Consider the following 13152-nt stretch of genomic DNA (forward strand, 5'->3'; position numbering starts at 1 on the left):
GAGGCTGCACAGGCCCGTTCGCAAAGGCCGACCGAGAGAACTTCGCGCTTGAGCCAGACCGACGTCCGCGCCCCCTACGCCGAACTGGCCGCCAATTCGCGCGGACGCCTGGTTCCCGAGGCGCCGAGCCGCACGCGCAACGCCTTCGCCCGCGACCGCGACCGGATCATCCACTCCACCGCCTTCCGCCGCCTGAAGGAGAAGACCCAGGTCTTCGTGGCCCATGAAGGCGACCACTACCGCACCCGACTGACCCACTCGCTGGAAGTCAGCCAGATTGCCCGCTCCCTGGCCCATGCCCTGCGGCTGGACGGCGAACTGGCCGAGACCGTCGCCCTGGCCCACGACCTCGGCCACCCGCCCTTCGGCCACGCCGGCGAGGATGAACTGCAGGCCCAGATGGAGCCGTGGGGCGGTTTCGATCACAACGTCCAGACCTTCCGCGTCGTGACCAGGCTGGAAAGCCGCTACCCGGCCTTCGACGGGCTCAACCTGAGCTGGGAGACGGTCGAGGGCGTGGTCAAGCACAACGGTCCGGTCAGCCACATGCTGGACCAGCCCGCCTGGCGCGCCATCGCCGACTACGCGAAAGGCTGGGACCTGCGTCTGGACAGCTTCGCCTCGCTGGAGGCCCAGTCCGCAGCCATCGCCGACGACATCGCCTACAACAACCACGACGTGGACGACGGGGTGCAGGCAGGTCTGTTCAGCCTCGCCGACCTCGCCGACGTGCCCATGATCGGCCCGATCCTGCATCAGACCCGCCGCGACTGGCCCGACCTCAACGAGCGGATGACGCGGCTGGAAGCCGTGCGTCGCATGATCGGCGTCATGGTCGACGACGTTCTGACGGAGACTGAACGCCGCCTCGCCGACGATGACATCCGGTCGGTCGAAGATGTCCGCGCGGCGCGCAGGACCCTTGTCCAGTTCTCCGATCCGATGATGGCTGACCTAGGCGTCCTGCGTCGCTTCCTGTTCGAGCGGATGTATCGCCACTACCGCGTCAACCGCACCCGCAGTCAGGCGCGGCGGATTCTGGCGGACATGTTCCAGCTGTTCATGGCCGAGCCGGAGGTCATGCCTACCGAATGGGGCGTGCTCGCCGCGACCCCGGACCAGCACAAGCGGGCCCGGGCCGTCTGCGACTACATCGCCGGCATGACCGACCGCTATGCGATCGAGGAACACAGGAAGCTGTTCAACCTCGACCTCGCCCTCGATCTGTGATTCGAAAGAGGCGCTGCGGGGGGTAGACTGTCAGGCCGACGCGTCGATTCGCGGCGGACCCCGAGAAGGCGACGACCATGTCCTATGACGACGACAACCGCCCCCGCGACCGCGGCGCCTATACGCCGCCGACGGACGACGACCTGCCGTTCAATCGCGGCGGCTTCGACGCGCGACGTGGCCCGCCCGCCAAGGCGCCGCCCGTCACCCTGATCGTCAGCGCCGGCGTCCTGCTGGTCCTGATCATCGCCGTGGTCCTGTTCTATCGCTCGGGTCTGCGTTCTTCGACGGACGCTCCGCCCGCCGTCGGCACGCCGATCGCCCAAATGAAGGTCGAGGCTCCTCTGGAGGCCCAGCCCGTCGATCCTGAAGCCGGCGTCGGCCTGTACGACCAGGCCGAGGATACGGCCGCCGCGCCAGAGTTCACCGCCCCGCCGGAAACTCCGTTGCCCCGGCCCGCGCCGCGCCCGATCGAGACCGCCGAGGCGACGTCTCCGGTGCGTCCCGCGACGCCGGCGCCTGCTCGTCCGACGACGCCTGCCGCGACCACGCCTGCCCCGGTCGCCAACGGCGCCGGGGGAGCCGCTGCGGTCCAGATCGGCGCCTTCTCCTCCACGGCCATCGCCGACCGCGAATACGCCGCCGTCGCCGCCCGCTTCCCCCAGTTCGCCCGCAACGCCACCAAACGGGTGCAGGAAGTGACCGCCTCGAACGGCTCGACCGTCTACCGCACGACCTTCACGGGCCTCAGCCGCGAGGACGCCCGCGCCTTCTGCTCCGCCATCGAAAGCGGCGGCGGCGACTGCCTGGTGCGCTAGGACTTGAGCAACAGCGCCGCCATCTACGGCTGCCAGGGCCATGTGCTGACGGCGGAGGAGCGCGCCTTCTTCGCCGAGGTGCGGCCGTGGGGCTTCATCCTGTTCCGCCGGAACGTGGAGAGTCCCGAGCAGGTGCTGAGGCTGACCTCCGACCTGCGTGACAGCGTCGGCTGGGACGCCCCGGTGCTGGTCGATCAGGAGGGCGGGCGGGTCCAGCGTCTGGGGCCGCCGCACTGGTGCAAATACCCGCCGGGCGACGCCTACCTGAAGGCGACCAACGATCCGCTGACCGCGCGCGAGCTGGCCCGGCTGACGGGGCGGCTGATGGCTCACGATCTGAAGGCGGTCGGCATCAATATCGACTGCGCCCCTGTGCTCGACGTCCCGACGCCGGGCGCCCACGACATCATCGGCGACCGCGCCTACGCCAGGGATCCGGCGACCGTCACCCAGCTGGGCCGGGCGGTGGCCGAGGGGTTGCTGGCCGGCGGCGTCCTCCCGGTGATCAAACATATGCCCGGTCACGGCCGCGCCTTTGCCGACAGCCACAAGGAGCTGCCGACGGTCCATGCGGACCTCGATGCGCTGGACCAGTGGGACTTCGCGCCGTTCAAGGCCCTGTCCGACATGCCCATCGGAATGACGGCCCATATCGTCTTTACGGCGATCGACCCGAAGCGGCCGGCGACCCAGTCGAAGAAGGCGATCAAGCTGATCCGCGAGCATCTGGGCTTCGGCGGTCTTCTGCTGTCCGACGACCTCTGCATGAACGCCCTGTCGGGCACGCTGACCGAGCGGGCGGAGAAATCGCTGAAGGCGGGATGCGATCTGGTCATCCACTGGAACGGTGACATGGCCGAGATGCGTCAGGTCGCCGAGGGCGTTCACAGGCTGAAGGGCGGAGCCGCGCGGCGGGCAGAAGCGGCGCTGGCCCGGATCGTCCATACGCCCGAGCCGCTGGACGTGCGCGAGGCGCGGGACCGGTTCGACGCCATGCTGGCCGGACGGCTCGACGCCAAACGCGGGCACGACGTGGGCGAGGCGCAGGCCTAGGCCATGTCCGAAGTCTTCCAGCCCAACCTGGACTTCACGGCGGCGCAGGAGGTCGATGCGCGCGACGTCCTCGTGGTCGATCTGGAGGGGTACGAGGGGCCGCTGCATGTGTTGCTCGCCCTCGCGCGGACGCAGAAGGTCGATCTGCTGAAGCTGTCGATTACCAAGCTGGCGGAACAGTATCTGGCCTTCGTGCATGAGGCCCGGAGACGCAATTTCTCGCTGGCGGCCGACTATCTCGTGATGGCGTCCTGGCTGGCCTATCTGAAGTCGCGGCTGCTGTTGCCGCGAACCGAGAAGGGCAAGGGCGACGAGCCGCCCGCCGAGGAGATGGCCGCGGCCCTGGCCTTCCGGCTGCAGAAGCTGGAGGCGATGCGGAAGGCCTCGGAGACCCTGCTGGCCCGACCGCAGCTGAAGCGGGACGTGTTCACCCGGGGCGACCCGCAGGCGACGGTGATCGTGCCGTCCGACCGGATCGACGCCAGCCTGTACGAGCTGATGGCCGCCTATGTCGGCCAGCGGCGGCGGGAGCAGGCGCGGCACTACAATCCGGGTCAGCGGGTCGAGGCCTTCGCGCTGGAAGCGGCGCGGGACTGGCTGCGCGAAATTCTGCCGCGCATGGCCGAGTGGACGCCACTGGATCGGGTCGCGCCTCAGCGGGACGGTGAAGGGCCGAGCCAGGCCAGCCTGACCGCCTCGACGCTCTCGGCCAGTCTGGAACTGGTCAAGGAAGGCGCGATGGACGTGCGTCAGGAACAGGCCTTCGACGACGTCTGGCTGAAGCGGCGCGGGCAGGGCCAGCCGCTGGAGCTGACGCCATGAGCGGGATTCAGTTCGCACCCGATGACGGCGAGATCGAGCGGCGGGTCGAGGCCCTGCTGTTCGCGGCGGCGGGACCGCTGTCGGCCGCCGACATCGCGCGGCGACTGCCCGAGGGGGCCGAGGTCGGGCGGGCCATTGCGGGTCTGCGTGCGCGTTACGAGGGGCGGGGGGTGGAGCTGGTCTGCGTCGCGGACCGGTGGAGCTTCCGCACGGCGGGCGACCTCGGCTTCCTGATGACCGAAGAGCGGGAAGAGCCGCGCCGGTTGTCCAAGGCGGCGCTGGAGACCCTGGCCATCATCGCCTACCACCAGCCCGTCACCCGGGCCGAGATCGAGAGCGTGCGGGGGGTTTCGATCTCCCGGGGCACCCTGGACCTGCTGCTGGAGATGGGGTTCGTGCGGCTGAGAGGGCGTCGGCGGACGCCGGGACGGCCGGTGACCTATGCGACGGCGGACCGGTTCCTCGAGCATTTCGGCTTGGCCAGTCTCTATGATCTGCCGGGCGCGGCGGAGATGAAGGCGGCGGGGCTGCTGGACCTGTCGCTGCCGGTCGGGTTCGAGGTTCCGGACCCGTCGCGCTCCGGGCCGGAGGAGGAAGACGCGATCGAGGACGGCGATCAGCCGGAGTTCGCCCAGGACTTCATCGGGGACTGATCCGGGCCCGACTCGGGTTGACGCAACGGGGGCCTCTGGCTATACGCACGCCTCCGCCGCCGGGCTTCCCTGCGGCTTTTCTATTTTTATTCGCCTCTAGCCTGCACTGAAATAGCGAGCCGCCGAGCGGCAAGCGTCAGCGCCACCAAGGATTTCGACCATGAAGGTCCGCAGCTCGCTCAAGTCGCTCAAGACCCGTCACCGCGACTGTAAAGTCGTGCGCCGCAAGGGCGTCGTCTTCGTGATCAACAAGACGGACCCGCGCTTCAAGGCGAAGCAGGGCTAAGCTTTCTGACGCTCGCTCGCGACGGCGTCGCGAACTGATTGAGCTCAGAACTACCCACAGGTCGCGGACTTTGTCCGCGACCTTTTTCGTGCCTGCGGTTGAGCGTGTTGCCCCCGCATGGTTAGCGTCCCGCTCTTCTTTGTTGCCCTATCGCCCCTTGGGCTGGTTGAGGGCAGCCAGTCTGATTTAGGAGACCTCCCATGGCCGACGACGCCACCTTCGACGCCTCGCCGGACGTCCTGAACGCCACGGCCCAGGGCCGTCTGCGGACCATCATCGAGCGGATCGAGCGTCTGGAAGAGGACAAGGCCGCGATCATGGCCGACCAGAAGGAAGTCTTCGCCGAGGCCAAGGGCGAGGGCTACGACGTCAAGATTCTGCGCAAGGTCATCCGCATCCGCAAGCAGGACAAGGCCAAGCGCCAGGAAGAGGACGCGATCCTGGATCTGTACCTGTCGGCGCTCGGCGAGATCTGATCCTGAAGCGGACGCCCCTTTCGGGCGGTCCGAAAGACCCTGCGGGGTCGCTCAAGCGCTCGACCGGGCTCAAGCCCGGCTCGGGCTTCAAGAAGAAAGACAAGCCGCCGCCCAGCCCGTTCGAGGCCGAGCGCGAGGCCGCGCGCCGCAAGGCGCTGAACGCCCTCAAACGCGCCAAGCGCGCCGCCGACAAGGCGGGCATCGCCCTGTCCGAATGGGAGGGCGAGTTCATCGAGGGCGTCTCGGAGCGCATCAAGACCTATGGCCGCGCCTTCGGCGATCCCGAGAAGGGCGCGCCGGGTCAGGCCTTGTCGTCGATGCAGGGGCGCAAGCTGAAGGAGATCACGGCCAAGGCCAACGGCGAGGCGCCGAGGCGGCGTTGGGGGCGGAAGACCCCGCCGTCGGGAGAGGGCTGATCCCGTTCGTCCGTTTCGTCATGACGGATCTACCGTGACGAAACAGGACGAAACAGGACGAAACAGGACGAAAACTTTTGGAATATCCTTGAAATTCAAGGCCTCGGTCGAAACCGTTTCGTCCTCCGCGCTGGATCATCGAAAATCCGGAAGGCTGCGACGCCGAGCCGGCCCCTTGCACCTTTCAAAGACCACGGAGGAGGTGGGGGGGCAGCCGGCAGGGCGCAAGAGATCAAAGAGAAAAAATTCCCAGATCTTTAGCAGGGTCTTCTGGCTTCTGCGATCACGGCGTCAATCCCTCCGCAACATAGGGCGTCGACCAATCGAACCAGCCGTCCGGGCCGATGCTGTCCTCCGGCGATTCCGGCACCCCGAATGACTCGGCGAGAAGCAACGAACGTAGCCGGCCTTGAGGCCCGACCGACCACGAGTAGTGCCATCCACCCCAATGACGCCCACCGTGCGAAATATCGTATCCCGTGGATGGCCCGTCAGGTCTGGCGTCACCGCGCCCGTTTACCAGCCGAACCGGTCCGTCGAGAAAATGGGGTGCGACCCAGAGACAGGGATCGGCCAGGAGTGAGTCCAGCTTCGATTGGCCTTGTGAGGTCGGAGTTACCCGCCGCCACCCGGTCCACTGCACTTGAAGGGTCTGACCGGTCGGCGCCGATCTGGCGAATATCTCCCAGCCCGACTGATCCCGCCTGCCCATGATCTCCCGGATTGAGGGGTCGGTCGTCAGGCCTCCCGGCGAGGTGATGAGGCGGACGGTAGAGATCGGAGCGCTAGTACTCCATACGATCCCGGTTTCCCCGTTCGTCCAGTTCTTCCAGACGTCTTGAAACAGCGCGGCTTGCGGGTCGTCGTTGAGATTCGTCGGAAGAGCGGCGAAGTCGATATCTCGCCAGGCCGGGCATTGATCGGCTGTCACGTTTTCAGGCAGCGGACGGCACGCTGTCAGGATGGCCGCCGCCATCACCAACACTGAGGTCAGCCTCATCATCGCAACACTCCAACCTTCGCTAGATCGAGCCAACATTCCTGACGAAGGTCAACGGATGAGCTTTCCATCGCGCACCTCGGCCTTTACCGAGGTGCGCGGGACGGTTTCGGTTAGAACAGGATCTTCCTCAGGCTGATCGAATAGACGCGACCCACCGGGTCCAGGAAGTCGGGCTGGTAGTTCAGCGGGACGGTGCCGGTAGAGGAGGTCACCTCGGTGCGGCTGTCGAACAGGTTCTGGACGCCGAAGTTCAGGCGCGTGCCCTTCAGGATCGGGAACTTCTCGACCCAGCTGGTCCGCTGGGACAGGTCGGCGAAGACGTTCAGGTTGACCGTGGTCTGGTCGCTGAAGGCCAGGTCCGAGCCGCCCGCGCCGCCGTCGACGCGGGTCGACTGGCGCCAGTTGGCGTTCAGGAACGAGCCGAAGCCGTTGCGGAAGACCCCGGCCTGGAGCTGGATTTCGTTGCGGGGCGTGCCGCCGCGGGCGCCGGTGGCGTCGCCGTCCAGCAGGTCGAGCTCGGGCAGGTTGTCGCGGATGCTGACCGTGTCGGTGAACCGGACCGTATGATAGATCGACAGGTTGAAGCGGCCCTGACCCGGCTGCATGCCGCCGCCGCGTCCGCCACCGCCGCCGGGGCCTCCGCCCATGCGGATCTGCTGCCCGCCGCCGGGAGGAGGACCGCCGGCGCCGCCGCCGGGACGGGCGCCGCCCCCCATCATGATCATGCCGCCGCCCGGCATGCCGCCGCGACCGCCGCCCATGGCTGCGGCCGGGCTCGGCGTGCCAAAGGCGCGCGAGAAGTTGAAGCCGGTGCGCAGTTCCGCCCGCTCGGTGCGGGCGAAGTTCAGGGGCCGGGCGTCGAGCGCGATCAGGGCGCCCGTCGCGTCGCGGGTGAACCGTTCGGGCAGGGCGGCTTCGAGGTCGGCGGTGATGGTCGGGAAGGCGATGATGGCGTCATCGACGACGGTGCGCGTGTAGCTGGAGCTGACGGTGAAGTCCCGCTCCGACCACGGGCGGAGGTTGAAGCCGAGGGTCAGGACCTGACGGCTCTCGGGGTCCAGGTTCGGATTGCCGCCGGTCACGCGGGTGATCTGGACCGTCTGCCCGGTGCGGAAATCGAATACCGAGCTGTTCGGCGTCGAGATGGTCGGGTCGTTCAGCTGCTGGATCGTCGGGGCGCCGTCCTCGTCCTTCCAGGTGAGGCTGAACGACAGGGGCTCGATCGGCGACCAGTTGGCGCCGGCGCCGAGGGTGACCACGCCGCCGAAGTCCGAGAGTTCGTCATAGCCGGCGTTGGCGTTGACGGAGAGGTCGCCGATGCCGGTGAGCACCTCACTGCGGCGGCTGGCGATCGGCAGGCTGAAGTTGGTCGAGCCATAGACGCGGTCGCGGCCGATGGAGCGTTCCGAGAAGACGCCCGCGAGGGTGCTTGCGGAGTTCAGGTCGCGGGTGTCGACGCCGACCTTGAAGGTCGATTGCAGGCCGCCGGCGGGGGCCTCCCACAGGTCGCCGGTGAAGACGGCTTCCAGCATCCCGCCGCTGGCGACCGAGTTGGCCGTGTCGGTCAGGCGAGTGAAGCTGGAGGGCGACAGGGGGCCGAACGGGTTCAGGGTCCCGGCGGTGACGGCCGCCTGTGCGCCCGTGGCGTTGAGGCCGCGGCCGGTCGTGGTGTCGGTCTCGACCCGGTCATAGGCGCCTTGCAGGGTCCAGCGCCAGTTGTCGCCGATGAAGCCGTCCAGCAGCAGGCCGAGGTTGGCCGTGGTCGTGTCGGTGTCGCGCGTCAGGGCGCCGGCGTCGTCGAGATAACGATAGACGGCGACGTCGCGGTTGAACGGCGAACCGTTGCGACCGGCCGGCGCGATCAGGGTCACGCCGGGCAGACCGCCGTAGGAGAAGGTGGAGGCGTCGACGAGGTTCAGGCTGACCGTGCCCTTGGTCGTCGCGTTCAGGTCGCGCGCGATCGAGGCGTTCAGCGTCGTCGTGTCGCCCGCCGGGAGCAGGGTGCGGTAGTCGCTGAGGTTGCCGGTGCGGGGGGCGTTGGCTCCGGCGGCGAACTGGGCGAGCGTCGGATTGGCCACGCCCGGATTGGCGGCGACGATGGCCGCGAAGTTCGGGGCGATCTGGGTCCCGTAGGGAATGCCGGCGACGTTGCCGATCAGATCGAACGGCTGGGAGCCCGGATCGCGGGTGATGTCGCGTTCGCTCTCGAACAGGGCGCTGTCGTGGCTGCGCTCCAGGCTGACGTTCATGCGGGTGCCGTCGACGATGCTGAAATAGCCGGTCTCGCCCTCCGTCGAGTTGCGGCCGCCCTGGGTCGGGGCGCGGTTGGAGACTTCGGCCGTCGCCTGGCGGAACTGGGCCTTGAGGACGAAGTTCACGACCCGCTGATCGGCGGTGTAGCCATAGGTCAGGGCGACCTGTTCGGGCAGGATCTCGGTGCGTTCGATCGCCTCGAACGGGATGTTGCGGATCTCCTGGAAGCCGGAGGTTCGGCGGCCGTTCAGAAGGAGGATCGGGCCGCCCGAGCCGCGGGCGCTGCGGGTCAGGGGCTCCAGCGCGGTCAGCAGCTCGGCGATGTTGGAGGCGCCGTAGGCGCGCAGCTGATCGGCGTCGAGGGTCAGGTCGGGCGGGATGTCGCCCTGGACGCTGCCGCGCAGGCGGGTCCCGTCGACCACGACGTCTTCGACGATGTCCGCGTCTCCGGCGGGGGCGCCTGTCGGAAGGTCCGCCTGATCGTCATCGGCCGGGGTCGGGGTGGTCTGGGGCGTCGCCTGGGCGGCGGAGACTGTCGTCTGGGGCGCGGGCGCAGTCTGGATGGCGCCCGAGGCGAGGGCGTAGAGCAGGGCGGCGGCGATGGTCATTCAGCAATCCGGAACGAGGCGTGGGGAGACGCCCGCCAGGACTCGAACGCGCAACGACGCGAACGATCCGACGGCCTCCTTATACGGCGCACACATCACGATCCGTCGCGGCGCCAATGAGGCGCTTTGTTGCAACTCTGCGTCGTCAGGGAAAACTGTGGTTTTCGGGTCTCAGCTCGCCTCTTTGAGGCTGCCTTCCAGACCCTGTTCGCGAACCTTGCGATAGAGGGTCGATCGGCCGATGCCGAGGCGGCGGGCGATCTCGGACATGTGGCCGGCGTAGACCTCGATGGCGTGCTGGATCAGGTCGCGTTCGATGTCCTCCAGCGTGCGCAGGTGGCCGCGCTCGTCGAGGATCTTGATCGGCTGATCCGGCAGGGGCGGCAGGTCGGCGTAGTTCAGGGTCGCGGCCGAGGGCTGGGCCTCGGTCTCAAGCGGCATGGCGACGCCCGAGATGGCCGGGAAGTCGTGCGGCTGCAGGAAGGGGGCGTCGGCCAGAACGATGGCGCGATAGATGGTGTTCTCCAGCTGGCGCACGTTTCCGGGCCAGTCGAAGGCGGTCAGCAGGGCCAGGGTCTCGGGCGAGGCGCCGGCGATCCGCTTGCCTTCCTCGATGTTGAAGCGGCCGATGAAGTGGTCGATCAGGGCCGGGACGTCCTCGCGGCGTTCGCGCAGGGACGGGGCCTCGATCGGGAAGACGTTCAGGCGATAGAACAGGTCTTCGCGGAACCGGCCTTCGGCGACGGCCGTCGACAGGTCGCGGTTGGTGGCCGAGACGATGCGGACGTCGACCTTGACCGCGCGCTTGGCGCCGACCGGGTCGATCTCGCCCTCCTGCAGGGCGCGCAGCAGCTTGACCTGCATGTCCAGCGGAAGCTCGCCGATCTCGTCCAGGAACAGGGTGCCGCCGTTGGCCTCCATGAACTTGCCGAGATGTTTGTCGGACGCGCCGGTGAAGGAGCCCTTCTCGTGGCCGAACAGGATCGACTCGACCAGGTTGGCAGGCAGGGCGCCGCAGTTGACGGCCACGAACGGCTTGCCGGCGCGGTCCGAGGCGCCGTGCAGGGCGCGGGCGATGACTTCCTTGCCGACGCCGCTCTCGCCGGTGATCAGGACCGGGATGGACGACTTGGCGGCGCGGGCGCCGAGCTGTTTGACCATCTGCATCGGGCGGCTGTCGCCGACCAGATCGGCGAAGGTGACGCGGCCGGCGACGTGCTTCTTCAGGCGGCCGACTTCGGCGGTCAGCTGGGTCAGCTGTAGCGCATTGCGGATGCCGACCAGGATGCGTTCCGGGCTGGCGGGCTTGATGAAGAAGTCCTGGGCGCCGGCCTGCATGGCCTTGACCACGGTCTCGATGCCGCCGTTGGCGGTCAGGACGATGACCGGGGTGGTGACGCCCGCGGTGCGGATCTCGGCCAGGGCCTCCATGCCGCTCATGCCCGGCATGACCAGGTCCAGCAGGACGACGTCGGCGCCGCCGCCCCGGGTCAGGCGGTCGATGGCCTCACCGCCGGATTCGGCGTGGGCGACGATATAGCCTTCACGATCCAGAACCGCCTGGACGAGGCGGCGCTGGGTCGGATCGTCGTCGACCACCAGAACGGTCTTGGCCATGTGAGGGCGCCCTTTGTCATCACCGATCGGCCGGTCCTCGTGGAAGCGGGACTGGCTCGTTTCGGGACGGTTTTAACCCCGATGCGGTGAAGATCGGGTGAGAGGGCGTGGTGTGCGCAGGGTTAACGGCGCGATCTTCATCCGGTGGTGCAGCCAAACTCCGGCATGAAGACGAAAGGGATGTCTCCTGATTTCAGGCTCGGGTACCCGGGCGGCGTGGTTTCGAACCGTCCTTCACGGAAAGCAACTCGCGGATCGCCGCCGTGGCCGCACATGGGAGCAACGAAGCGCCCGGCACGAACCCACCCACCCGGTGTGCGGGCGTACAACTCCACCGAAGACACGTTGGCGACGAGAATTTCAGCTGTTCCGTCGCCGTTCCAGTCCCGCTCGACAGCGACGCAATCGCCTTCGGAATAGCAATTGGGCCTGATGTCGGTGTCCGGCCTATTGAGGAAGTCGGCTGGTAGAGGAACGTTGGGATCGACAGTCTCGATCACTAACGGTGTCTGCGGAGTGATCGGCTCCGGGGTGGGGAGCTCAGACATGTCATCGGCGGCCAAAGCCTTCCGCGCGTGGTCGGCTACTTCCGGGTCAAACTCCAATAGTCTCACCAGCGCCGCCTCGCCCACCTTGCCGCTCTGGAAGCGGAGGAAGGCGTAATCAAAGTCGTCGGGAGCGACCTTGCGGGCTTCCAGACGCGCCACCTGATCGCCGACCGACAGCCGGGAGGGGTCCGCCAGCGGCGTGAACAGGGCGAGGATGACGGCGACCTCGAGGATGGCGGTGACGATGTTGGTCATCTCCAGCGCCTTCATCCACGGCGACCCCCTGCGGACGAAGGGGACTAAGGCGCCGAGGCCGTAGCCGATCGCATAGGCGGCGCCGACGAGGGCGCAGGCGAGGGCGATGATCCGGTCGGGCGTCAGGCCGTGCTGGCCGATGCGCAGGCTCAGCCCCCAGAAGGCGATCAGGATCAGGGGCGTCAGCAGGACCGCGGCGACGCGAACGGCGATACGCAGGACGGCGGGCGGCAGGTTGTCGGCGCGACCGTCCTGATAGGCGGCGTTGATGAGGATGATCAGGCCGCCCGCCGCCGACAGGACCAGGGCGGTGGCGCTGCCGGTCTCCCACAGGCCGTCGAGACCGGTGAAGGGCAGGGCCGCGAGGAAGCCTCCGACCAGAACGGTCAGAACCAGCAACAGCCAGGACAGCAGCATCAGGGCGACGGTGCGAATGCCCCGGATCAGGCCGTCGCGGACGTCGGTCAGGTGGACGGCTGTGGCGAAGGCCAGGCCGGTCAGGGGGAAGGAGAACCAGCCCTTCTCGATCAGGTCGCCGAGGAACGACAGGCCGATGATGTTGAACAGGGCGGCGCCCAGGAACAGCAGGAGCCAGAAGGCGCCCGCGAAGGCGATCGACAGCACCAGCTGCACCCCCGCCATCCAGGCGGCGTCGAAATAGGCGGGGAAGGAGGCGATCAGCGTCCGCTCGCGATCGGCCGGGACGATCAGATGATGGGCGATGAACAGGGCCGCCGCCGAGAAGGCGAACAGGGGGAAGGTCATCTGGCGGCCGACATCGCCCGCCTGACGCGCCACGTCATGCCAGGCGAGGAAGGCCAGCGCCGCCGTCGCGACGACGCCCCAGATCGCCAGCGTCGTCCAGCGCAGGCGACCCACGCCCGCCAGCAGGGGCGGCGGCAGGAAGAGAGCGACCAGCAACAGGGGCCCGAAGATCTCGGGGAAGCGGGACGACCAGGTCGCGCCGCCGCCCTCCGTTGTGCGGATCAGCAGATAGAGGGCGATCCCCTGCGTCAGGCCGATCACCAGCCTGACCAGACCGACGAGGCGGTCGTTCTGGCCGAGGTCACTGCGGCCGGCGGTGTTGGTGCTCTCGGTCATGACGCGTCTCTCC

Annotated in this window: 12 protein-coding genes; 8 read left to right on the forward strand and 4 right to left on the reverse strand. The window is 68.0% G+C overall.

Annotated features, from left to right (window positions below; genetic code table 11):
• The first annotated feature begins 48 nt into the window (after nucleotides 1-48).
• From ACQY68_RS05135 to ACQY68_RS05170, 8 genes are all read left to right on the forward strand, one after another.
• A complete protein-coding gene (locus tag ACQY68_RS05135; RefSeq protein WP_428151979.1) occupies nucleotides 49-1230 on the forward strand; it encodes a deoxyguanosinetriphosphate triphosphohydrolase in 1182 nt (393 codons plus the stop codon).
• A gap of 77 nt (nucleotides 1231-1307) precedes the next feature.
• Nucleotides 1308-2048 (forward strand): SPOR domain-containing protein, encoded by a 741-nt coding sequence (locus ACQY68_RS05140; RefSeq protein WP_428151980.1) that lies wholly within the window; start codon nucleotides 1308-1310, stop codon nucleotides 2046-2048.
• 3 nt (nucleotides 2049-2051) lie between these two features.
• Nucleotides 2052-3101, forward strand: coding sequence for a beta-N-acetylhexosaminidase (gene nagZ / locus ACQY68_RS05145; RefSeq protein ID WP_428151981.1), 1050 nt, complete (start codon nucleotides 2052-2054; stop codon nucleotides 3099-3101).
• Nucleotides 3102-3104: 3 nt separating this feature from the next.
• Nucleotides 3105-3923: a segregation and condensation protein A gene (locus tag ACQY68_RS05150; protein WP_428151982.1), complete on the forward strand. Its 819-nt coding sequence runs from the start codon at nucleotides 3105-3107 to the stop codon at nucleotides 3921-3923.
• Nucleotides 3920-4576: an SMC-Scp complex subunit ScpB gene (gene scpB, locus ACQY68_RS05155; protein ID WP_428151983.1), complete on the forward strand. Its 657-nt coding sequence runs from the start codon at nucleotides 3920-3922 to the stop codon at nucleotides 4574-4576. Before ACQY68_RS05150 ends, scpB begins: the two co-directional genes overlap by 4 nt.
• A 160-nt stretch (nucleotides 4577-4736) precedes the next feature.
• On the forward strand, nucleotides 4737-4862 hold the full coding sequence (gene ykgO / locus ACQY68_RS05160; protein ID WP_008263184.1) for a type B 50S ribosomal protein L36: 126 nt from the start codon (nucleotides 4737-4739) through the stop codon (nucleotides 4860-4862).
• A 200-nt stretch (nucleotides 4863-5062) separates the two neighbouring features.
• On the forward strand, nucleotides 5063-5338 hold the full coding sequence (locus tag ACQY68_RS05165) for a DUF2312 domain-containing protein (protein ID WP_298160803.1): 276 nt from the start codon (nucleotides 5063-5065) through the stop codon (nucleotides 5336-5338).
• 2 nt (nucleotides 5339-5340) lie between these two features.
• The gene (locus tag ACQY68_RS05170; protein ID WP_428152593.1) at nucleotides 5341-5754 is read left to right on the forward strand and encodes a hypothetical protein; all 414 of its coding nucleotides are present in this window, start codon (nucleotides 5341-5343) and stop codon (nucleotides 5752-5754) included.
• A gap of 283 nt (nucleotides 5755-6037) precedes the next feature.
• Here ACQY68_RS05170 and ACQY68_RS05175 read toward each other — a convergent pair whose 3' ends face one another.
• From ACQY68_RS05175 to ACQY68_RS05190, 4 genes are all read right to left on the reverse strand, one after another.
• Entirely contained in the window at nucleotides 6038-6757 is a 720-nt protein-coding gene (locus tag ACQY68_RS05175; protein ID WP_428151984.1) for a hypothetical protein, read from the reverse strand.
• A 110-nt stretch (nucleotides 6758-6867) separates the two neighbouring features.
• Nucleotides 6868-9618 carry a TonB-dependent receptor gene (locus ACQY68_RS05180; RefSeq protein ID WP_428151985.1) on the reverse strand — a complete coding sequence of 917 codons (2751 nt, stop codon included), beginning with the start codon at nucleotides 9616-9618 and terminating at the stop codon, nucleotides 6868-6870.
• 171 nt (nucleotides 9619-9789) lie between these two features.
• Nucleotides 9790-11235: a sigma-54-dependent transcriptional regulator gene (locus ACQY68_RS05185; RefSeq protein ID WP_428151986.1), complete on the reverse strand. Its 1446-nt coding sequence runs from the start codon at nucleotides 11233-11235 to the stop codon at nucleotides 9790-9792.
• A 137-nt stretch (nucleotides 11236-11372) separates the two neighbouring features.
• Complete coding sequence (locus ACQY68_RS05190) at nucleotides 11373-13139, reverse strand: DUF4153 domain-containing protein (RefSeq protein ID WP_428151987.1); 1767 nt, start codon at nucleotides 13137-13139, stop codon at nucleotides 11373-11375.
• Nucleotides 13140-13152 lie beyond the last annotated feature (13 nt).

It is taken from the genome of Brevundimonas sp. (assembly GCF_965278935.1).
Classification (GTDB): Bacteria; Pseudomonadota; Alphaproteobacteria; order Caulobacterales; family Caulobacteraceae; genus Brevundimonas.

Bases quoted from the DNA above. Each gene is read 5' to 3' on its own strand.
- ykgO (WP_008263184.1), top strand. From the start codon at position 4,737: ATGAAGGTCCGCAGCTCGCTCAAGTCGCTCAAGACCCGTCACCGCGAC.
- ACQY68_RS05190 (WP_428151987.1), bottom strand. From the start codon at position 13,139: ATGACCGAGAGCACCAACACCGCCGGCCGCAGTGACCTCGGCCAGAAC.
- ACQY68_RS05175 (WP_428151984.1), bottom strand. From the start codon at position 6,757: ATGATGAGGCTGACCTCAGTGTTGGTGATGGCGGCGGCCATCCTGACA.
- scpB (WP_428151983.1), top strand. From the start codon at position 3,920: ATGAGCGGGATTCAGTTCGCACCCGATGACGGCGAGATCGAGCGGCGG.
- ACQY68_RS05150 (WP_428151982.1), top strand. From the start codon at position 3,105: ATGTCCGAAGTCTTCCAGCCCAACCTGGACTTCACGGCGGCGCAGGAG.
- ACQY68_RS05140 (WP_428151980.1), top strand. From the start codon at position 1,308: ATGTCCTATGACGACGACAACCGCCCCCGCGACCGCGGCGCCTATACG.
- ACQY68_RS05180 (WP_428151985.1), bottom strand. From the start codon at position 9,618: ATGACCATCGCCGCCGCCCTGCTCTACGCCCTCGCCTCGGGCGCCATC.
- ACQY68_RS05165 (WP_298160803.1), top strand. From the start codon at position 5,063: ATGGCCGACGACGCCACCTTCGACGCCTCGCCGGACGTCCTGAACGCC.
- ACQY68_RS05185 (WP_428151986.1), bottom strand. From the start codon at position 11,235: ATGGCCAAGACCGTTCTGGTGGTCGACGACGATCCGACCCAGCGCCGC.